Annotated in this window: 16 protein-coding genes; 12 read left to right on the top strand and 4 right to left on the bottom strand. The window is 40.2% G+C overall.

Annotation, left to right across the window (positions count from 1 at the left end; genetic code table 11):
• Positions 1-165: 165 nt before the first annotated feature.
• From AC5JM2_RS10050 to AC5JM2_RS10065, 4 genes are all read right to left on the bottom strand, one after another.
• Entirely contained in the window at positions 166-537 is a 372-nt protein-coding gene (locus tag AC5JM2_RS10050) for a hypothetical protein (protein ID WP_495834748.1), read from the bottom strand.
• A gap of 64 nt (positions 538-601) precedes the next feature.
• Positions 602-970, bottom strand: a complete 369-nt coding sequence (locus tag AC5JM2_RS10055; protein ID WP_495834749.1) for a pentapeptide repeat-containing protein — start codon at positions 968-970, stop codon at positions 602-604.
• Positions 952-1,278, bottom strand: a complete 327-nt coding sequence (locus AC5JM2_RS10060) for a hypothetical protein (protein ID WP_495834750.1) — start codon at positions 1,276-1,278, stop codon at positions 952-954. The genes AC5JM2_RS10055 and AC5JM2_RS10060 overlap by 19 nt, the downstream gene beginning before the upstream one ends.
• Before the next feature lie 201 nt (positions 1,279-1,479).
• On the bottom strand, positions 1,480-1,677 hold the full coding sequence (locus AC5JM2_RS10065; protein WP_169263872.1) for a hypothetical protein: 198 nt from the start codon (positions 1,675-1,677) through the stop codon (positions 1,480-1,482).
• A gap of 867 nt (positions 1,678-2,544) precedes the next feature.
• Here AC5JM2_RS10065 and AC5JM2_RS10070 point away from each other — a divergent pair.
• The 12 genes from AC5JM2_RS10070 to AC5JM2_RS10125 all read left to right on the top strand — a co-directional run bounded on the left by AC5JM2_RS10070 (position 2,545) and on the right by AC5JM2_RS10125 (position 21,230).
• On the top strand, positions 2,545-3,780 hold the full coding sequence (locus AC5JM2_RS10070; protein ID WP_495834751.1) for a sedoheptulose 7-phosphate cyclase: 1,236 nt from the start codon (positions 2,545-2,547) through the stop codon (positions 3,778-3,780).
• Positions 3,780-4,610 (top strand): O-methyltransferase, encoded by an 831-nt coding sequence (locus tag AC5JM2_RS10075; RefSeq protein ID WP_495834752.1) that lies wholly within the window; start codon positions 3,780-3,782, stop codon positions 4,608-4,610. Before AC5JM2_RS10070 ends, AC5JM2_RS10075 begins: the two co-directional genes overlap by 1 nt.
• Positions 4,611-5,099: 489 nt before the next feature.
• Complete coding sequence (locus AC5JM2_RS10080; protein ID WP_495834753.1) at positions 5,100-6,440, top strand: ATP-grasp domain-containing protein; 1,341 nt, start codon at positions 5,100-5,102, stop codon at positions 6,438-6,440.
• A gap of 510 nt (positions 6,441-6,950) precedes the next feature.
• Positions 6,951-7,991: a methyltransferase gene (locus tag AC5JM2_RS10085; protein ID WP_495834754.1), complete on the top strand. Its 1,041-nt coding sequence runs from the start codon at positions 6,951-6,953 to the stop codon at positions 7,989-7,991.
• A gap of 301 nt (positions 7,992-8,292) precedes the next feature.
• On the top strand, positions 8,293-9,264 hold the full coding sequence (locus AC5JM2_RS10090) for a DMT family transporter (protein WP_495834755.1): 972 nt from the start codon (positions 8,293-8,295) through the stop codon (positions 9,262-9,264).
• A 109-nt stretch (positions 9,265-9,373) separates the two neighbouring features.
• Positions 9,374-10,486, top strand: a complete 1,113-nt coding sequence (locus AC5JM2_RS10095) for a TauD/TfdA family dioxygenase (protein WP_495834756.1) — start codon at positions 9,374-9,376, stop codon at positions 10,484-10,486.
• 61 nt (positions 10,487-10,547) lie between these two features.
• Positions 10,548-14,552, top strand: a complete 4,005-nt coding sequence (locus AC5JM2_RS10100; protein ID WP_495834757.1) for an amino acid adenylation domain-containing protein — start codon at positions 10,548-10,550, stop codon at positions 14,550-14,552.
• A 544-nt stretch (positions 14,553-15,096) separates the two neighbouring features.
• Entirely contained in the window at positions 15,097-16,011 is a 915-nt protein-coding gene (locus AC5JM2_RS10105) for a beta-1,6-N-acetylglucosaminyltransferase (RefSeq protein WP_495834758.1), read from the top strand.
• A 245-nt stretch (positions 16,012-16,256) separates the two neighbouring features.
• Complete coding sequence (locus tag AC5JM2_RS10110) at positions 16,257-17,165, top strand: beta-1,6-N-acetylglucosaminyltransferase (protein ID WP_495834759.1); 909 nt, start codon at positions 16,257-16,259, stop codon at positions 17,163-17,165.
• 184 nt (positions 17,166-17,349) lie between these two features.
• Complete coding sequence (locus AC5JM2_RS10115; protein ID WP_495834760.1) at positions 17,350-18,264, top strand: beta-1,6-N-acetylglucosaminyltransferase; 915 nt, start codon at positions 17,350-17,352, stop codon at positions 18,262-18,264.
• 196 nt (positions 18,265-18,460) lie between these two features.
• Positions 18,461-19,543 (top strand): class I fructose-bisphosphate aldolase, encoded by a 1,083-nt coding sequence (locus tag AC5JM2_RS10120; RefSeq protein WP_495834761.1) that lies wholly within the window; start codon positions 18,461-18,463, stop codon positions 19,541-19,543.
• A gap of 520 nt (positions 19,544-20,063) precedes the next feature.
• Positions 20,064-21,230 (top strand): pyridoxal phosphate-dependent aminotransferase, encoded by a 1,167-nt coding sequence (locus tag AC5JM2_RS10125; protein WP_495834762.1) that lies wholly within the window; start codon positions 20,064-20,066, stop codon positions 21,228-21,230.
• Positions 21,231-21,542: the final 312 nt, after the last annotated feature.

The following is a 21,542-nucleotide window of genomic DNA, read 5'->3' on the forward strand; positions in this document are numbered from 1 at the left end:
CGCTACGCGCTTGCTGTATTGGCTCCCCAATTTCAAATCTAAAATTTCAAATCTATAGCAGTGGACAGAAATCTTAGGACATATGGGAAAAGCTATCGCAAAGGATAAGCCAACAACCTTCGTCCTAATCAACTTGGCTACTGCTATAAAATAGTTTCGGTCAGGTTATACACCCGTTAAGGAAACCTTTTTTTGTATACGAGTTTGTAAATCTGCCAAAAGTGTTTCTCCACTGCGTCGGGCTTCCCAAGGACCAGAGTCCCAAAGTTTAAAACTCCACTGTCCTTGCATATAATCTTCATTTTCTGAGATTGTGCCAACGTAGGTAATTGGATCAGGTGCAGTTGTGAAGTAGCGCTTGATAAAGCTGATACGACGCCCAACTACCTCACCGGCAAGCTGGGCTTCTCCCAAATTGCTGTCATCCAAAATCCTACCAGTCAATGTGTTACCACTTTGAATCAATGTCACTTCAAAACGGGTAGGAATTCCTTGTTGCCAGTAAGTTCCAAGCCAAGTGCCATTTACATCAGCCATAGCGGGTATTTCGCAACTTAAATCTTGATTTATGCTAAAACTACAGGCAATGAATATATGTTGGTCAAAGTTTTCGCATATTTCTACTGACAGGGTCAAAACCTCTAGAAAAACGGGTACTATCGTCATACCAAGCCCCACTCAAATTTGCTCCATAGAGCTTGGCAAAGTTTAGCTTCGCTCCCCTGAGATTAGCTTCATGCAAGTTGGCACCGCTTAGGTTAGCTCGTGTCAAATTAGCTTGGGCTAAGTTAGCAGCTCCAAGGTTTGCTCCCCACAGTTTAGCTTTAGCTAGGTTTGCTCCGCTTAAATCCGCTGCAAATAAGTTGACTCCAGCGAGCATTGCTCGAATTAACTTGGCTTTAACAAGCTTCAGTGCTGGAAAATTTCTCTCTCCTGCTACATAACGCTGCTTCAGTTCATTTGCATCCATGCTTGGTTCACCTTGCTCAGCAAACTGGAAGCTATCTGCTCCCATTCCTGGTCTAATTCTACTTTTGACTCTGACTGACCGCTACGTCTATACCAATAACGAGCATTGATCAAATCACCCTCTTTGCGGTGCAGGTAGGCGTGAACCCAAGCACTATCAGCATCGTTAGCGTCTTCTTGTACTATTTCGTGTGCAGTATCCCACTCACCTTTTTTATCATACCAAAGACCCTGCAACGCTTTTGGCAGTGACTCAAGACATTTTGGATTTTTTTCTATTAATTGCTTGAATGTTACCGCTGTCGTCATAAATCCACCTAGAAAGTATCAAGCCTCTATTTCTAGGATACAAATTCTAGGCTACAAATAAGTTCTGACTTGTGAAAGAATTTTCATCTGTAGCACAGTACCTATCTACCCTTTTAAGTAGATGTTCCCTAGCAAAGCTAGGGAACGAGACAACTAGCTTATGTGTGAGCAACGATATCTAGCTTGAGCACCACAACTCTATTAGACTTGAGTGACATTTTCCTGATTTAATTGCTGCTCAACACTACTGATAGCAGCGTTTAGACCAGCAAGTCTAGTGTCTAAATCATCTCGCATAGTTTTGAGGAATTTCAGCTTACGCTCTAAGCGAGTTTTGCGAGACACGGGTTCGCTACCGTAGCAGTTGTTGTCCCAAAAAGGAAAAGGAAACGGAAACATAGTTTGCTTTTATAGAAACGACCTTTCTTAAATTGTGGCTAAATCCTAGGCGAGATAACGGATAAGAGAGTGGGGGATAACCGACTATCGTGAGTGCGGGTTGGGCTTCCGGTAGAGTTGGGTTAGTCATGTGACCGCATATAATTAACAGTTTGTCTACTGTTAATTATATGCAATTTTTGTTAATCTAAATACCATATAAAGCTCTTATAGCACTTATTTTTCTTGCTTTACTAAGGTCAGCTATTTTATTTCATTCTTTAGATAGAAGCTTTACTAAACTGAGGCATTATAAAAAGTTATTGTACTTAGTCCAGTGAAAAGCTTATTGCTCTGTAGTGGCAAGGAAAAACTACCGAACTTAAAAGCGTAAATCAGTTGCTAGTAATCACAGCTTGTATTCTTTTATCAAAGACTTCGATTTGATTTAGGCAATGTGTTGTCGGTGTTCCAGACTCAAATTCTAAAAGGAAGAAGAAAATATAATAAAATAATAAAATTTCAATTTTTTTTACAAAATGTGATAATTTGAGAATATAGGTCAAAATACGGTGACCATTCGATAGCTATCAACACCGCCAGACGTTAGGATTTTTCTGCAACAAGTGGAACTTTAACCTGATGTCAGTAACCTTGGCTCAACAGTGAGCTAATCAAATTCAAATTCCTTACTAAAGTATGCTCAAAACCTTTATAGACGGGGGGATTATTTGTTTTTTTTAGTTTGTTTGCCTCCAGTCTTCTTGTCCATTGGGCATTTTGCTTATGGATAGTGGTGTAGTTCTTGGGTGTACTGAAGTAAATACTGTCTAGCGAATAGTCCCCCATTTTTTTTGGGGGATATTGTCAACTTGTAGGCCAAAAATAATGAGTACAATCCAAGCAAAGTTTTCAGCGACTGAAGATGCTTTTCATGTAGAAGCTTACGAAAAAATTGAGTACAGCCTCATTTATGTTGATGGGGTTTTTGCAATCGAAAATCCACAACTGGCAGAAGCCTATAAAAAATTTGGACGCTGCTTGGTTGTTGTAGATGCTAATCTCAATAAGCATTACGGCAGTCAAATCGAGCAGTACTTCAAATATTACGACATTGACCTGACGGTTTTTCCGATCACGATTACTGAGCCAAACAAGACTATTGAGTCTTTTGAGAAGATCATCGATGCTTTGGCCCAATTCAAGCTGGTTCGCAAGGAACCTGTGTTAGTGGTTGGTGGTGGACTGATTACAGATGTTGCAGGTTTTGCCTGTTCTGCTTACCAGCGCAGCAGCAACTACATTCGCATTCCTACCAGTCTCATTGGTTTGATTGATGCGAGTGTTGCTATCAAAGTAGCAGTGAACCACAAGAAGCTGAAAAATCGCCTTGGTGCTTATCACGCTTCGCAAAAGGTTTTCCTGGATTTCTCGTTCCTGGGTACTTTGCCAACAGCGCAAGTCCGCAATGGGATGTCAGAACTTGTGAAAATTGCAGTGGTTAACAACAAAGAGGTTTTTGATTTGTTGGATAAGTATGGGGAAGAACTGCTTTCCACACACTTTGGCAACATTAACGCAACACCAGAAATCAAAGAAGTGGCGCATCGGGTCACTTACGAGTCTATTAAAAGTATGCTGGAGTTGGAAGTTCCCAACTTACACGAGTTAGACCTAGACCGTGTTATTGCTTTTGGTCATACTTGGAGTCCGACTCTAGAACTTGCACCTCGTGTGCCTATTTTCCACGGTCATGCAGTCAACATCGACATGGCTTTTTCTGTCACCCTTGCAGCACGACGAGGCTATATTACCAAAGAAGAACGCGATCGCATTCTCAGTCTGATGAGCCGTCTCGGTCTTGCTCTCGACCATCCCCTCTTAGACGAAGAACTTGCATGGCGTGGAAGCGAATCCATCACCTGCACACGAGGCGGTCTGCTACGAGCCGCTATGCCCAGACCAATTGGCGATTGCTTCTTTGTCAATGATTTAACTCGCGAGGAACTGGCTGCAGCATTATCAGAACATAAGCATCTGTGCGAAAGCTACCCTCGTGGTGGCGATGGCGTAGAACTCTACCCAGATGCTTACAACCCAGAACTTGTTGGGAGTGAAGCCTAATGTCGCAAGTTGTCGAAAAGCCAACAGCTAGACCTGTTACACCATTGGGGATTTTAGCTAAGCAGCTAGAAACCATTTTGCAGACACTTGATAAGATGTCTGCTGATGAGCTACAAGCTAACCTCAATCAAGCATGGCTTTTGGCAGCAGGTTTAGACCCCTATCTAGAAGAATGTACCACCCGTGAATCACCAGCCTTAGCAGCGCTAGCTCAAAAAACGGCTCAAGAAGCTTGGAATCAAAGGTTCCACGAGGGAGCGACAGTACGAGAACTAGAACAGGAAATGCTTTCTGGACATGTGGAAGGGCAAACGCTCAAGATGTTTACCCACATGATGAAAGCTAAGAAAGTGTTGGAAGTTGGTATGTTCACTGGCTATTCTGCACTCGCGATCGCAGAAGCTTTACCGCCTGATGGAGAGCTGGTCGCTTGTGAAGTTGACCCTTACACCGCAGAGTTCGCGCAAGCTGCTTTCCGGGAGTCTCCCCACGGTGCAAAAATTCGTGTGGAAGTGGGTCCAGCACTCTCAACTTTGCAGAAACTGGCAGATGCAAGGCAGTCATTTGATTTTGTGTTTATTGACGCAGATAAACGGGAGTATGTCAAGTACTTTCAAACCTTGTTGGAGAGAGATTTGCTCGTTCCTGGAGGGTTTATCTGTGTAGACAACACTCTACTTCAAGGACAAGTCTATCTTCCAGAAAAAAATCGCACTCCCAACGGTGAGGCTATTGCTCAGTTTAACCACGTTGTCGCCGCCGATTCGCGTGTGGAACAGGTATTGTTGCCACTGCGAGATGGCTTGACCATTATCCGACGGTTACCGTAGTTGTCATCCATTGAGCCTGCACTCTTGTTGTGCATACAGAACTCAGAATTCACAAATCACGAAAACCGCACTTATCCTGTTCCCTTTTTCTTAGTTCTTAGCTGTTGTGAGTTCTGAGTTCCTCAATGACTGTTGTCTATCATGGCACTAAGTAGGTCAACATTGAAAAACATAAAATAGAGTCTTTGCGATTGCGGCAGATTGCGGGAAGCCTCCTTGGGGGTCTACGGTTCACCCTAGTGGGAACGCCCGTCGCGCCTGATCGCACCGAAACAAGGACTGCGCCGTGCTGGTCTCACTGCGTTTCATTCGCTGCGGACATTTTACGTTTAATTAGGTTGAGCTACTTACTAGACAATTCCAGATAGTTGAATTCGTAGTTTCACAGTTTTTCTCAATTGCGAAACTACGAATCACAAATCACGAGTTATTATGGCACGATCTCTTCCCCTATAATCTAATACAGAAGCAACATCACCAAGTTCTTTTGTGCCACAAGTAAAAGCTTTATTCCAGAACCTTGCGACCTTGACAATACTTTTTTTAGTGTTGCCTATTAATGCTGCTATAGTTCTGGGATCTCTATTTTGGAATCGCTTAAGCCGTCTTGTTCGTCCTCAGACAGTTGTCGCTGCAAACCGCAAAAATATCTTGATTAGCGGTGCCAAAATGACGAAGGCGCTACAGCTTGCCCGTTCTTTTCACGCTGCGGGACATAGAGTTGTTTTAATAGAAACCCACAAATACTGGTTATCGGGACATCGGTTTTCTGGTGCGGTTTCTCGCTTTTATACAACTCCTATCCCACAGTATGACCCAGAAGCTTATATCCAAGCTTTACTAGACATTGTTAAGAAAGAAAACATTGATGTCTATGTTCCTGTCACGAGTCCAGTTGCGAGTTACTATGAGTCTTTAGCAAAGCCTGCGCTCTCACCCTACTGCGAAGTTTTCCATTTCGACGCTGATATCACCCAAATGCAGGATGATAAGTTTGCTTTCAGTGAAAAAGCAAGAGCGTTTGGCTTATCGGTTCCCAAGTCCTTCAAAATCACCAACCCTGAACAAGTTCTGAATTTTGATTTTTCTGGGGAAACTCGCAAATATATTCTCAAAAGCATTCCTTACGACTCAGTATGGCGCTTAGATTTAACTAAGCTACCTTGCGATACCCCTGAGGAAACAGCAGCATTTGTCAGGAGTTTGCCAATCAGTCCAGAAAAACCCTGGATTATGCAAGAGTTTATTCCTGGCAAGGAATTTTGCACTCATAGCACAGTCAAAAATGGAGAGTTACGGCTGCACTGCTGTGCAGAATCTTCAGCTTTTCAAGTCAATTACGAAAATGTAGAAAACCCCAAAATTCTAGAATGGGTAAGGGATTTTGTTGGAAAACTGGGAATTACTGGACAAGTTTCTTTTGATTTCATTCAAGCTGAAGATGGGACAGTTTACGCCATTGAATGTAATCCCCGAGCGCATTCGGCAATTACAATGTTTTACAACCATCCACAAGTGGCAGATGCTTATTTGAGCGAAGAATCTTTTACAAAACCTCTCAAACCACTGCCAAACAGCAAGCCGACATACTGGACATATCACGAAGTCTGGCGGTTAACTGGTATTCGTTCCTTTCCTCAACTGCAAACTTGGATACGCAATTTTTTCCGAGGTACTGATGCCGTTTACAAACTGGATGATCCACTGCCGTTTCTGATGCTACACCACTGGCAAATTCCCTTGCTTTTGCTCAACAATCTACGGCAATTCAAAGGTTGGACAAAGATTGATTTTAATATTGGTAAACTTGTGGAATCAGGTGGCGATTGAATGAAGGGGAGAAAGTTAATGTAAGCGAAGGTAACTTAAATACAAGGGTGTTTTAACAAAAACTTTGTTCATATAGTTCATATAATTGACCAACGCAACACATCAAAAACTTGTCACTATTGTCGTCAGAGGCAAGATATGTTACTTGAAAAATATGCTTGTTTCTGTAGTGTGTGCACTGTTATCGACCGAGATGCTAATAATATCTAGTCGTAATACCGTTTCACTTTAAGGTTGATACAAATGGGGGGGCTCTTACCAGGGGGAAAGAACTAGAAACCAATCATTTGTATCAGGGATTTTGTGAATGGTATAATATATTACTGTAGTTCCTTGCGCAGCTCGTGCCACACAAACTAGTTTCAGTTTGCAGTGTGCTTGGAGTTGTCCAAGAAATCGACACGTTTATACACGTTTAGAAAAGCAGGTGAGTGACATAATTTTAGCTTGGTAATTTTGGACTGGACTAGATAAAAAGTAATTAGCGTCTACTATTTCGAGAAATAGAATATGTTGGGAACGACTTCGGCATCCAAAAAGCTTGCTCAGATGATCTATGGCTACTGGCAAAGCCAATGCCTTTATATAGCAACAAACTTAGGTATACCTAACCTTTTACAGTCGGAACCAATGACTGTAGAAGCAATAGCAAAAGCAACTTCTACGAAAGTAGAAACTCTCTATGTTCTTCTGCGTGCTTTAGCTCATTTAGGTGTGTTCGTAGAAAAGCCCGGACGTGTATTTGCAGCAACAGAACTCTCCCAACTGCTGATTACAAATGCGGGGCCTTCTGTTGGACATTTCCTGATGCACATTACAGAACCCTGTATGTGGGATGCTTGGAGGGAACTAGGGGATTCCTTGAAAACAGGGGAAGTAGCTTTTGAGAGGGCACATGGCAAGAAATTCTACGAATTTTTCATGACGGAAAACGCCGATAGTAGAAATCTGTTCAACAATGCCATGAGCTTTTTAACGAATCAAGCAATTGATTCGTTGTTTGAAGTGTATGATTTCGGTCAATTTGATACAGTTATGGACGTTGGAGGCAATCAAGGGGCACTGATTGCCTATATTGTCAAAAAATTCGGCTGTAAAGGTGTATTGTTTGACTTACCGCATGAGGTGGAAACAGCTCCTGCTTTCCTAGCAAAGCAAGGACTTGATGAAAATGCAGTGCAAGTCATTGGTGGTAATGCCTTGGAGGAGATACCAAAGGGTGCAGATGCGATCGTGATGAAGTATTTCCTTTCCGTATTCAGTTCGCAAGACACGATCAAGGTACTAAGTGGGTGTAAAAAAGCTCTCCCAAAACAAGGTAAGGTTGTACTTCTACAGACACTAGTTCCACCTCGTGGTGCACCAGTAGAATATCCAGATGGCACAATCCCAGCTCTTGCCGCAGTTCAGATGATGGTGACAAATCCTGGGGGTTACTGGCGCACGGAACAAGAGTATAAAGAGTTGTTTGAAAAGAGTGGCTTTGAACTGGAAAAAGTCATTTACACTGGAACTAGCCTGACGGTGATGGAATTTAGCACAGTGTTTTGAGCCTCGCACAAATACGAACAAAGTTTTACATCCACCGCCTAAATTATGGATATGTCTTTCGGCTTGTTACAAGACATATCCCAGCATAATTTGGATTTGCGCATCTTTTATAGTAGCAATTTTATCCAAATAATTGTATACCCAATTAAGTATTTATATTGATGTTTTTTCAGTTTAGTATTTTGACATAACAGCTAGATGTGCTCATACTTAGTATATATGTATTATTTGGCTTGAACAAAAAAGGCAACAAAGTAGCCAGAAAGATAAGTACACTTATTAACATTACTGGAAAACATTGATGCTTAAAGCTAAACTGAAACTCCCACACGAGCACTTATTCGCAACACCAACTACTACAGCAGTTGCTTCATTGGTAGTCAGCTTAGTAGCCTTATCTTTCTCACCAATTCTGATCCGCTTGAGTGAAGGCGAACTCGGTCCAAATGCTACAATCTTTAATCGCTTTTGGATCTCTACTGTCGCCTTTGTGCTGTGGAATGGATTCGCAGCAGCGCGGCGGCGACTATCTGATAGCCAACCTGAAAAACTACAGCTTTACCAAATCCGGATATTTTTGCTCTTACTCGCAGGAGGTTTTGTAATATTTGCTACTCTTGGTTTGTGGGCTTTGTCACTAACTCAGACCAACGTCGCTAACGCTACGCTCATGCACTATTTGGCTCCACTGTTCACCGTCTTAGGAGGATGGCTGATTTTTGGGAAGCGCTTTGATGGTAAATTCCTTATCGGTATGTTTGTAGCTATTGTTGGTGCTGGTATTATAGTATATGATGACATTTCCTTGACAAGTGACAAACTCCAAGGAGATCTCATGGCATTACTATCAGCTGTGTTTCTTGGTTTCTATCCACTCATCGTCGAACAACTACGAAGTAAATTGAGTCCGACAATAATCATGACGTGGTGTTCTGCGATCGGCTCGGTGTTACTTTTGCCTATTGCTCTACTCACTGAAGATAGGCTTTTCCCCTATTCGTTGGGTGGGTGGCTTTACGCGATTTTGCTAGCCCTGATATGCCAAATACTAGGCTTGGGACTTTATGCCTATAGCCTCAACAAGTTATCTTCAGGATTTGTCTCCTTATGCGATCTGTTTGTTCCTGTCTTTAGCTCCCTGGAAGCTTGGGTTATCTTTTCGGAAAGCCTCAACTGGTCTACATTGATAAGTTTTGTTGTGATTATTTTAGGGGTATATCTAACTTCATCTAGTGAATTTGCTATCAAGGAAGAGGTAGAATCAGCTATGTAGAGAGATTGGAGACTGGGGGAAGAAGAAGGTTATTGGTCGATTGTTAAGTATATCATTTTTTCACTCTATGAATACTATCCATAATCTCCCAATTTCAATTTCTTCAGATATGAGATTACGGTTTTTGCAGGATGATGAGAAAACTGTTGCCAGTACTGAAAAAGAACTACCTCTAGTTATTGAGCCAGTCAAAGAAAAATCTTTTGCAGTTCTCAAAGCATTGCTGAAGGAAAGTGGCGACTGGTTCAATAAACAACTAGATACATACGGAGCGATTTTGTTTCGGGGATTTGAGGTTGAGGGTGCAGAGCAATTTCAAAAAGCCCTAGAGCTATTGAATATCCAACTGGAGTCAGTTTATCATTTTGGCAGCGCTCATCGTGTACAAATAACTGAGAAAGTCTTCACCTCTTCTGAAGCTCCACCAGATGTGATTATAGCTCCTCACAATGAACTCAATATGGTGCCGGTGCGACCGAGTGTACTTGCTTTCTTTTGTCAAGTTCAGCCCGAGTTGTATGGGGAGACTCCCATCATCAATACAGAAAAGCTATTTTATGACTTATCTCCCAGCTTACAGCACAAAATTGTAAACTATCCTCAGCAGTTTGTGCGATATGTTCCCAACCATCTATTAGAAATGGTCTTCGAGGATCTCTCGCCAGACGAGATTACCAAACTTCTCCAGGAACAAGGATTTGATTTTAACTGGGAAGAGGATGGCTCTATTTCTTTTGAATGTTCTTATATTCCCTTATTCAGTCACCCAAGAACGAGTAAACTCTGCTTTTGCCTTAGTATTGTTGATTGTTTAGTTAGTAGAGAATGGTATCGAAATATTGGGCAACGGTATTCATTTAAACAAAGGCTCTATTACAACTTGCTGCCAGCCAAATTGTACAAAAATATTCAACAAAGAGCAACAACAGCAGCAACTGTTGTTGATGGTTCGCAAAAACGAACTAGTACTTTGAACGCATATTTTTTGAACAAAGATGGTCAAAGCACCAATATGACGGAAGCAGAAGCGAAAGAGTTGGGGCAAGCTGAATGGAAAAATGCAGTCATATTTCAGTGGAAGCAAGGCGATATTCTCGTAATCGATAACCTACAAGTTGCTCATAGTAGACTCAATACTAAACTGAAGCGAAAAATACTGACTGCTTTTGGGAATATGTGCAACATTCGCGATATGAAACCAGCTTTATTAACAACTTTTTGAAATATATAAACATAATAAAGAATCGTTTGATTTGCAGCTAGCCATGAATCAATCATTGAATATGAAAGCGTCATTTCCTCTCTCGGAAGTTCAGCATAAAATTTGGTTGAGCCATCATTTCATGCCAGAAGGGCTAAACGATAAAGTTTGTTTTGCTTTCAAAATTAATTCACCTGTCAGTATTTCTGCTCTAAAAAAAACATTTCAAGCAATAATTGATCGTCACGATATCTTGCGCACGACTTATCATGAGTCGGAAAAGAAAAATTTTCAAGAAATACATGATAACGTTGAAGCTAATTTAGAAGAGATAAACGCTTCAAGTTGGGATTTTAATGAGTTAACTAAGTATTTACTACAGTCCGCTAAACATCCATTCAATTTAGAAAAAGCTCCGATGATTCGGCTAAGCTTGTTTAGTCGTTCTGCTACGGAGCATATTCTTTTGCTAACCGTTCATAGTTTGGTAAGTGATTGGGGTTCTTTATTACTACTGGTGGATGAGTTTTTGCAACTCTATTTATCAAAAAATAATTTTTTAGATTCAAACAAGAATATTAAGACTTTAGAGTTTTCACAATATTTATATAAAGAATATGTAAAAAAAGAAGTTAATCTACTAGAAAGTTCTGAAGGGGAAAGACTTAAAGATTATTGGGAAAAACAGTTGTCGGGAGAATTACCTTTACTAGAGTTACCGACTAGATTACCTCAATCTCCTCTCAAAACTGACAATGGCTTATCTTATGCTTTTGTCATCAACAATAGACTAACTGGATTACTAAAAAAACTGGCAAATGATGAAAATGTCAGCCTAGCTAACCTTCTTTTAGCAGCATTTAAAATTCTGCTTTACCGTTATACAAGTGAAAAAGATATTCTTGTTGGTTTGGTAGTAAATCAGCAAGATAGACCAGAATTTGAAAGAGTTGTTGGCAACTTTGCTAACGTAGTTATTTCACGGGATTTGATTTGGGAAAGTATTTCATTTAAAAAGTTTATCCATCAAGTTAGTAATAATTGTTTAGAAATAAGGGAGTATCAAGATTATCCGTTTGCTTTATTGGTAAGACAATTACAGTCAAAGTCTAATTCAAGTCATTCACCTATTTGTCAAGCTTCCTTTAGTTACCAGAATGTCAATCAACTGGAAAATATATCAAAGTTATTCGAGGCTACAGCTAAGAAACAGCCGACAAATTGTGGCGATCTAGAACTAGAATACTGGGAACTACCCCAGCAAAAAGTAGAATTTGATTTAAGCTTGGAAGTGATCCAGCTTTCGGAATCTAGCTTAGGTTACTTTAAGTACAACAGCAATCTGTTAGATGAAGCGGCGATCGCTCATCTAAGCGAACATTTCCAGAATTTATTAGAAAGTATTGTATCAAATCCAGAACAGCCAGTAGCTCAGTTACCATTGCTGAGTCAGAAGGAACAAGAGAAAATACTGGTTGAGTGGAATGCGACTGGGACTGATTATGATTTGAGTGTATGTCTCCACCAATTAATAGAAGCACAGGTAAAGCGAAACAGTAATACTATTGCAGTCTCTTTTCTAGAAGAACAGCTTACCTATGGTGAACTCAATCAGCGTGCAAATCAACTCGCGCACTACTTACAAACACTGGGAGTTAAACCAGAGGTTTTAGTAGGTATCTGCGTTGAGCGTTCTTTAGATATGCTGGTGGGACTTTTGGGTATCTTGAAAGCTGGCGCAGCTTACTTACCTTTAGATCCAGGTTTTCCACAAGAACGCTTGGAATTAATCTTATCTGATTCTCAGGTGCCAGTGTTATTAACTGATAATCAAAAATTATTTGCTGATGATGAACATAGGAAAGTCATCTGTTTACGTACAGATAAGGAAAAGATTGCCAGTCATAGTAAAGATAATCCTGCACCATGTGCAACTGCTAAAAATCTGGCTTATGTTATCTATACCTCCGGTTCAACTGGTAAGCCTAAGGGAGTAGAAATTCCTCACGCTGCTGTGGTCAATTTCTTAAAATCTATGCAGCATGAACCCGGAATTGCAGAGTCAGATGTCCTTTTGGCAGTTACTACAATATCATTTGATATTGCTGCCCTAGAGCTGTATCTGCCTTTAATTACGGGTGCTAGGTTAATATTAGCAAGTCGAGAAGTCGCTAGCGATGGCAGGCAACTCAGAGAACTAATTCATTCTTCTGGTGCTACGATTATGCAAGCCACCCCAGCTAGTTGGCGGATGTTGCTTGCGGCTGGATGGACTAGTTCTCCTCAATTGAAAATTCTCTGCGGTGGCGAAGGCTTAAATAGTGACTTGGCAAAGCATTTATTAGAAAAAGGTGATACTGTATGGAATTTGTATGGACCGACTGAAACGACTATTTGGTCAACTGTTTGTCAAGTAGAAGCTGCGAAACTATCTCATGCTTTAGTCCCCATCGGTTGTCCTATCGCTAACACACAAACTTACATATTGGATTCCAATCTCCAACCAGTTCCTATCGGAGTTTTGGGCGAATTGTATATAGGTGGTGCTGGGGTTGCACGCGGTTATTTCAATCGTCCTGAACTCACTGCTGAACGGTTTATTGCTAATCCTTTCTCGCAAGGTTCCTGTTTTTACAGAACAGGAGATTTAGCTCGTTACCTGGATAATGGCAATATTGAATACGTTAGTCGAATAGATAATCAAGTAAAAATTCGAGGTTTTAGGATCGAACTTGGGGATATAGAAAACGCTTTATCTGCTCATCCACAAGTACGAGAAGCGGTTGTCATTACCCGTAGTGATCAACCAGGAGAAAAACAAATAGTAGCTTATATCACTACTAAACAGGAAGAACCAACTCCTGACACCCTGCGCGATTTCCTCAAACAGAAGCTACCAGATTACATGGTGCCAATAGCTTTTGTAATCTTAGAAGCATTACCCTTAACTCCTAGTGGAAAAGTCAACCGTCGCGCTTTGCCAAAGCCAACACTTTCTAGCTTCAGCCAACACAATGAATTTGTCGCACCGCGCAATGATACCGAAGGGAAACTGGCAAAAATCTGGTCAGAAATATTAAACATTCAGCCAATAGGTGTTAAAGATAACTTCTTTGAAATTGGCGGAAATTCTCTTTCAGCAATCTACTTAATAGCTTCAATTGGGCAGCACTTTGGTAAGGAATTACCCTTATCAGCAGTCCTCACCAATCCCACCATTGAAAAGTTTGCAAATCTTCTTAATACCAGTTCCAATACTTTTGAAAACTCCCTCCTAGTTCCCATCCAGCCAAAAGGTAACAAGCCACCATTTTTCTGCGTACATCCTGCAGGAGGTCATGTTTTGTGTTACTTCAAATTGGCGCATTCTCTCAGTGACGATCAACCGTTTTATGGCTTGCAAGCGCAAGGGTTTCATGGGGAAGAAGAACCACTCACACGAGTCGAGGATATGGCAAGCTTGTATATCCAAGCAATTAGGAAGTTTCAGCCCAATGGTCCTTACTCTATTGGTGGTTGGTCATTTGGGGGAGTTGTGGCGTATGAAATGGCACAACAATTACACAAACAGGGACAGGAAGTCTCTTTAGTAATACTTGATTCTTATGTTCCAATTCTCTTGGATAAAAACAAGAAAATTGACGCCCCCTATTTGGTTGGTGTTCTTTCCAGATATTTTGGCGGAATAGCAGGGCAAGATAATCTGGTAACACCTGATGAAATTAAGCACTTGAGTATTAACGAACAAATTAACTACATCCTTGACAAGGCAATAGAAGTCAAGATATTACCGCCATCAAATCAAAGCCAACAAAACCGACGCATTCTTGATGTGTTAGTTGGAACGCTAAAAGCAACTTATTCTTATCTGCCACAGCCATATCCAGGAAAAGTCACTGTCTTGAGAGCCAAAGAAAAGCATATCATGGCTTCCGACCCAACTCTTGTGTGGGTGGAATTATTCTCTATCATGGATGCGGAAGATATAAAAATCATTGATGTTTCTGGTAATCACTACACATGCATTTTGGAACCTCATTTACAAGTCTTAGCAGAACGCTTGAAATCATCTCTGGCGGAATTTTAGCCAGAAGGTCACTTTAGGGATTTCCAAAAAAATAATTTCCCAAAAACAATTCGATAAAACGAATCATATTGAGCCAATCTTAAAAAAGCAAATAAATTTTTAATTTTGGTCGTAGAACCGTTATTTCTTTTATATAGCAATCCTAAATCATTTATAAACAATTCCTGTTAAGCGTTCCCTGTTCCCTGTTAAGAGCCCTCATTAGACAATTTACAACTAAAATAGGACTGCTATAGTACCTTAAAAGGGCTGGTTCTAATGCTTACCCTAACCTCTAAACCCGCTTGTCAATAGCGTTTGAGACGCGATCAGAAAAATTGTTGATAACTTGTGAACGGTTTGCCCAAGACAGCGCCACAACAGAAAGAAATAGGAGACAGTAATGATAAATGCGGCCAGATGCACCACACTCTATTTCCATTCTTGAGAACAACGCTTATTTTACCTGACTTAGGGGCTTAACTGAACCGTATTGAGATATAGTTAGCAGTACAACGCCAGTTGTAGAGGATGAAAAGTTGATTTACCTAATCAGGCAGTTTTGATGAGAATAGCATATATAATTTTGGCACATAAATATCCGGAACAATTAGTACGCCTGATTTCTAAACTAAACACAGATGATGTTTCCTTTTTTCTACATATAGATAAAAAGTCTGATGATAAAATTTATCATCAGATAGTGACTCAACTCAAGGATTTTCCAAATGTTTGTTTCATCAAGAGATACCATTTAGCATGGGGAAGTTTTGATATTGTCAGAGCCAGTCTTGAAGGAATAAAATCAATAGTTGAAACGGGTAAGTACTTCGATTATGTTATACACTTATCGGGTCAAGACTATTTGACCAAGTCAAATGAACAGATTAAGAACTTTCTCCAAGAGAATAAAGGTAGAGAATTTCTAGAGCATTTGCCACTACCTTGTAGTAAATGGGGATGGAAAAATGGCGGCTTAACAAGAGTAGAAGATTGGCACATCACTTGGAAAGGGGAGTATTTCTGTATTCCCGCTTTTCGGGAATTTAAATCTCCTATTAACTCTTTATTATATTCATTATTTATTTTCCTTTTACCGAAAAGACGTAAATTTCCGCAAGGCTTTGCTCTTTATGGAGGCTCGCAATTTTGGTGCTTAACAGGAGAATGCATAAAATGGATAAATGATTTTGTCAAGCAAAACCCGAAGTTTATTAATCGGTTTAATTACACTTACTGTACAGATGAATTGTTTTACCAGACCCTGATTGTCAATTCACCTTTTAAGGAAAAAATTATTAATGCTTGCTTGACATATGTAGAGTGGTCTAATGTTAACGCCTTTCACCCCAACATTTTATCAAAAAATGATTTTGATAAAATTAGTGAATCCGAAAAATTATTTGCCAGGAAGTTTGATATGACGAGAGATTCGGATATATTAGATATGATTGATAAAATGATATTAAGCAAATCTTAAAAATGCATTTTTTTTGACTTCAAGGCTTAACTGAACCGTATTGAAATATATTTAGCAGTACAACGCCAGTTGTAAAGGATGAAAAGTTGATTTGCCTAGTAAAGCAATTTTTTAGGAAGCATCCCAAGTTTACACAAAAGATGGTAGTGAGAGCATCTTGCTCCCTACTTTATTACTGAAGCGGACTGTCCGATTTGCACTACAAAATAAAATACATTTACACATTTGGGATACTCCCGTTTTTTATGAGAATAGCATATATAATTTTGGCGCATAAATATCCTGAACAATTAGTACGTCTTATTTCTAAACTAAACACAGATGATGTTTCATTTTTTATACATATAGATAAAAAAACAGAGCAGAAAATTTATCATCAGATAGTGACTCAACTCAAGAATTTTCCACATGTCTCTTTTATAAAGAGATACAATTTAGCATGGGGAAGTTGTGATATTGTCAGAGCTAGTCTTGAGGGAATAAAATCAATCGTTGAAACGGGTAAGTACTTCGATTATGTTATATACTTCTCAGGTCAAGACTATTTGATCAAGTCAAATGAACAGATTAAGAAGTTTTTGCAAGAGAATAATGGTAAAGAATTTATAGAGTATTTTCCATTACCTTGTAATAAATGGTACAAGGGAGGCTTAACAAGATTAGAATCTTGGTATATTCGTTGGAAAGATAAGGAATTTTTTATTCCGCAAAAGCGTGAGTTTAAATCTCCTATTAACTCTTTGTTATATTCATTGTTGATTTTGCTTTTACCGAAAAGACCTAAATTGCCTGAAGGATTTGCTCTTTATGGAGGTTCAGCATTTTGGTGCTTAACAGGAGAATCTACAAAATGGATAAATAATTTTGTTAAGCAAAACCCCAAGTTTGTTAATAGTTTTAATTACACTTATTGTCCAGATGAATTGTTTTACCAGATTTTAATTGCAAATTCCCCTTTTAAGGAAAAAATTATTAACACTCGCTTGACCTATCTAGAGTGGCCTAAGGATGATTCCCTTCACCCCAAAATTTTATCAAAAAATGATTTTGATAAAATTAGGGAATCAGAGAAGTTATTTGCTAGGAAGTTTGACATGAGTATAGATGCGGATATATTAGATATGATTGATAAAATGATATTGACCAAATCTTAAAAAGCAAATATATTTTGAATTTTGGTTCTAGAACCGTTATTTCTTTCATAGTACCTTGAAAGGGCTGGTACTAATGCTTACCCTAACCTCTAAACCCCCTTGGCAATAGCGTTTGAGACGTGCTTACCCGTACAACGCCAGTTGTAGAGGATGAAAAGTTGATTTACCTAATCAGGCAGTTTTGATGAGAATAGCATATATAATTTTGGCACATAAATATCCGGAACAACTAGTACGTCTGATTTCTAAACTAAACACAGATGATGTTTCATTTTTTATACATATAGATAAAAAAACAGATAAAAAAATTTATCATCAGGTACTGACTCAGCTTAAGGATTTTCCAAATGTCTCTTTCATAAAGAGATACAATTCAGAATGGGGAAGTTTTGATATTGTCAGAGCTAGTCTTGAAGGGATAAAGTCAATAGTTGAAACAGGTACTTACTTCGATTATGTTATACACTTATCGGGTCAAGACTATTTGATAAAATCAAATGAACAGATTAAGAAGTTTTTCCAAGAAAATAAAGGTAGAGAATGGATAGAGTATTTTCCACTACCTTGTAGTAAATGGGAAGACGAAGATGGCGGCTTAGCAAGAGTTGAAAATTGGTACATTCCTTGGTGGAAAGAGGAGTATTTCTTGATTCCCAAAAAGCGTGACTTTGAATCTCCTATTAACTCTTTATTAAATTCATTGTTGATTTTGCTTTTACCGAAAAGGCCTAAATTGCCTGAAGGCTTTGATCTTTATGGAGGTTCGCAATTTTGGTGCTTAACAGGAGAATCCATAAAATGGATAAATGATTTTATCAAGCAAAACCCTAAGTTTGTTAATCGGTTTAATTACACTTATTGTACAGATGAATTGTTTTACCAAACCCTCCTTTTAAATTCACCTTTTCAGGGAAAAATTATTAACGCTAGCTTGACATATCTAGAGTGGCCCATAAACGCCTGGCACCCCAAAATTTTCTCAAAAAATGATTTTGAGAAAATTAGGGAATCAGAAAAGTTATTTGCCAGGAAGTTTGATATGACGAAAGACCCGGATATACTAGACATGATTGATAAAATGATATTGAGCGAATCTTAAAAAAGCAAATAAATTTATAATTATGGTCGCATCAGGAGAAATGATTAATGTTCCCGACCAGCATGACACATTTGTTCTAGAAGCCCCATATCCAAATTTTGGGAAAAGAGCTTTCATGCTTTTAGAAGCGGGTGAAAAATAGTGCGAATGCTATATTAAAGGCAAAGCTATGTGCTGACGTTTTGAGGAAAAGGCAATGACGACAACACTATCTGCGCCTCATTCTATTGAGTCCTTGCTAGGCAAAGAAGCAGAAGACTTGCTCACCTATAAGGCAAAAGTTTCTAAGGATTTACTACATTTGCCAGGACCAGATTTTGTGGATCGAGTTTGGTTGAACAGCGATCGCAACCCCCAAGTTTTGCGTAATCTTCAAACACTATACTCTACCGGACGGCTGGCAAATACTGGCTACCTCTCTATTCTGCCAGTAGACCAGGGGATTGAACACTCAGCCGGTGCGTCATTTGCACCCAATCCCATGTACTTTGATCCAGAAAATATTGTTAAGCTGGCAATAGCAGCAGATTGCAACGCTGTCGCGACAACTTTGGGAGTTTTAGGCTCAATTTCACGCAAATACGCTCACAAAATTCCCTTTATAGTCAAACTCAACCACAACGAACTGCTAACTTTCCCCAATCAGTCTGACCAAGTTTTGTTTGCTTCAGTCGAACAAGCTTGGAATTTGGGTGCAGTTGCTGTGGGTGCGACTATTTATTTTGGTTCGGAAAACTCCACCCGCCAAATTCAGGAAATCAGCCAAGCCTTCAAACGCGCTCATGATTTGGGGATGGTGACGATTCTTTGGTGCTATTTGCGGAACAACGCTTTCAAAGAAGACAAAGATTATCACCTCGCGGCTGATCTGACAGGACAAGCGAATCATCTGGGTGTGACAATCGAAGCTGACATTATTAAACAAAAATTGCCAGAAAATAACAACGGTTACGGAGCAGTAGCCAAGGCGACTGGTAAGAGTTACGGTAAAACCAATGAGCGGGTTTACACAGATTTGACAACCGACCACCCAATCGATTTAACTCGTTACCAGGTACTTAACTGCTATTGTGGACGTGCAGGACTGATTAACTCTGGTGGCGCGTCTGGAAAAAATGACTTTGCAGAAGCTGTTCGGACTGCGGTGATTAACAAACGCGCTGGTGGAACAGGATTAATTTCTGGGCGCAAAACATTTCAACGTCCGTTTGAGGAAGGAGTGAAGTTGTTTCACACTATTCAGGATGTTTATTTGTCTGATGCGGTGGCGATTGCCTAGGGCAGAGTTACGCTTAACGCCTAGGGCAGATCTACGCTTAACGCCTAAACGACTCCGCCTTGTTTTCAACTGAGGGCGCTTCCTCGGTGTGATATCACCCACAAAACTAGATTTATAACGCTTCACACGCGGGCGATGGCGCAGAGCGCCCGCTGAGTCCTCCGGACACGCGTTCGCGAACGCGATCGCACAGACGAACCGTGTCCAACCGCCTGCGATTCAAATCGCAGGCTAATAGCCAAAGTCCTCTCAAGAGGACTAAATGAGGAGAAAATTACGTAGATAAAAAATCACAAAAAAACACATTTACTCTCTGTATCCACTATCCACAGTTCATCCCAGAGATAACAAACAGCCGATCTGCCGAACGCTCATGCTGAGCGCTTTGCGCTTAGGCAGCAGCGCCTTGCTATCGCCCCATCAATTTTATTCTTCCAACAAAGGAATTGTTAAGAGACAAATATCAATCTTATTTTCTGAGATATTGTAAAGTAAGTCAGAAGTTTGCTAAACGAGTGACATGAAGCTGGCGCAACGAGTAAGTCAAGTAGCACCTTCTATAACTTTAGCTATTGCAGCCAAGGCTAAGGCAATGAAGGCAGAAGGAATTGATGTTTGTAGTTTTAGCGCTGGAGAACCGGACTTTGATAGTCCAGCGCACGTCAAAGCTGCTGCACAGAAAGCTTTGGACGAAGGTAAAACCAAGTATGGACCTGCATCTGGGGAACCAAAGTTAAGAGAAGCCATTGCTCGCAAGTTAAAAACTGACAATGGTCTTGATTACAAAGCAGAAAATGTTATCGTTACCAACGGTGGGAAACATTCTCTGTTTAACTTAATACTGGCGCTGATTGAACCAGGAGATGAAGTCATCATCCCCGCGCCCTACTGGTTAAGTTATCCGGAAATGGTGACGCTTGCTGGTGGAGTGTCTGTGATTGTCCCCACAGATGTTTCGACAGGTTACAAAATTACACCAGAACAGTTGCGTAAGTCGATTACGCCCAAGACAAAGCTTTTTATCCTCAACTCGCCATCTAACCCGACTGGTATGGTTTACACACCAGAGGAAATTCAGGCGATCGCCCAAATTATCGTTGAGACTGACATTCTTGTCGTTTCCGACGAAATTTATGAGAAGATTCTCTACGATGGTGCCAAACAGGTCAGCATTGGTTCGCTAGGACCAGAGATTTTTGAGCGAACTATTATCAGCAATGGGTTTGCCAAAGCTTACTCCATGACAGGATGGCGCATCGGATATTTGGCAGGACCACTTGATTTGATTAAAGCAACAATTACTATCCAAAGCCATAGTGTGTCGAATGTTTGTACCTTTGCTCAATATGGGGCGATCGCAGCTTTGGAAGGTTCGCAAGATTGTGTCGAAGAAATGCTACAAGCTTTCGCCAAACGACGAGAAGTCATGTATGAAAGACTTAACGCTATTCCTGGGCTGACTTGTCCAAAACCAGACGGCGCTTTCTACCTATTTCCCGACATTAGCAAAACAGGACTAAAATCTCTGGATTTTTCTAACAAGTTGCTAGAAAAAGAGCAAGTAGCAGTTATTCCTGGAATCGCCTTTGCTGGTGATGACAATATTCGCCTTTCCTACGCCACCGATATGGCAACAATTGAAAAGGGAATGGATAGATTTGAAAAATTTGTCAAATCACTTATTTAGTCATTAGTCATTCAATACGGTTCGGTAATGTTCGGTTATCTCAAAGCAGATCCCCCCAACCCACGCCAGGTGCTTCAAGTCGGGAAACCCGCCCAACGCACTGGCTCCCCTTAAAAAGGGGGGCTTATAACCCTCTTTTACCCCCTTTTTAAGGCAGGGCTGTTTCATTCGTTAAGGAGGGAGGTTTTGTCAATATGTAGCGCGATGATTTTTGGGACAGAAGTTATAGAAAACCTATATTTTGACCCAGAAAATTCAATTTTTCTCCAAAAAAATACAGCGATCGCGCTTCACAAACCCTTGACATTATGA

The sequence above is a fragment of the Brasilonema angustatum genome (assembly GCF_059505445.1).

What these genes read in the sequence shown, in the direction of transcription:
- AC5JM2_RS10050 (WP_495834748.1), bottom strand. Translation starts at nt 537, where the DNA reads ATGGCTGATGTAAATGGCACTTGGCTTGGAACTTACTGGCAACAAGGA.
- AC5JM2_RS10055 (WP_495834749.1), bottom strand. Translation starts at nt 970, where the DNA reads ATGGATGCAAATGAACTGAAGCAGCGTTATGTAGCAGGAGAGAGAAAT.
- AC5JM2_RS10060 (WP_495834750.1), bottom strand. Translation starts at nt 1,278, where the DNA reads ATGACGACAGCGGTAACATTCAAGCAATTAATAGAAAAAAATCCAAAA.
- AC5JM2_RS10065 (WP_169263872.1), bottom strand. Translation starts at nt 1,677, where the DNA reads ATGTTTCCGTTTCCTTTTCCTTTTTGGGACAACAACTGCTACGGTAGC.
- AC5JM2_RS10070 (WP_495834751.1), top strand. Translation starts at nt 2,545, where the DNA reads ATGAGTACAATCCAAGCAAAGTTTTCAGCGACTGAAGATGCTTTTCAT.
- AC5JM2_RS10075 (WP_495834752.1), top strand. Translation starts at nt 3,780, where the DNA reads ATGTCGCAAGTTGTCGAAAAGCCAACAGCTAGACCTGTTACACCATTG.
- AC5JM2_RS10085 (WP_495834754.1), top strand. Translation starts at nt 6,951, where the DNA reads ATGTTGGGAACGACTTCGGCATCCAAAAAGCTTGCTCAGATGATCTAT.
- AC5JM2_RS10090 (WP_495834755.1), top strand. Translation starts at nt 8,293, where the DNA reads ATGCTTAAAGCTAAACTGAAACTCCCACACGAGCACTTATTCGCAACA.
- AC5JM2_RS10095 (WP_495834756.1), top strand. Translation starts at nt 9,374, where the DNA reads ATGAGATTACGGTTTTTGCAGGATGATGAGAAAACTGTTGCCAGTACT.
- AC5JM2_RS10100 (WP_495834757.1), top strand. Translation starts at nt 10,548, where the DNA reads ATGAAAGCGTCATTTCCTCTCTCGGAAGTTCAGCATAAAATTTGGTTG.
- AC5JM2_RS10105 (WP_495834758.1), top strand. Translation starts at nt 15,097, where the DNA reads ATGAGAATAGCATATATAATTTTGGCACATAAATATCCGGAACAATTA.
- AC5JM2_RS10110 (WP_495834759.1), top strand. Translation starts at nt 16,257, where the DNA reads ATGAGAATAGCATATATAATTTTGGCGCATAAATATCCTGAACAATTA.
- AC5JM2_RS10115 (WP_495834760.1), top strand. Translation starts at nt 17,350, where the DNA reads ATGAGAATAGCATATATAATTTTGGCACATAAATATCCGGAACAACTA.
- AC5JM2_RS10120 (WP_495834761.1), top strand. Translation starts at nt 18,461, where the DNA reads ATGACGACAACACTATCTGCGCCTCATTCTATTGAGTCCTTGCTAGGC.
- AC5JM2_RS10125 (WP_495834762.1), top strand. Translation starts at nt 20,064, where the DNA reads ATGAAGCTGGCGCAACGAGTAAGTCAAGTAGCACCTTCTATAACTTTA.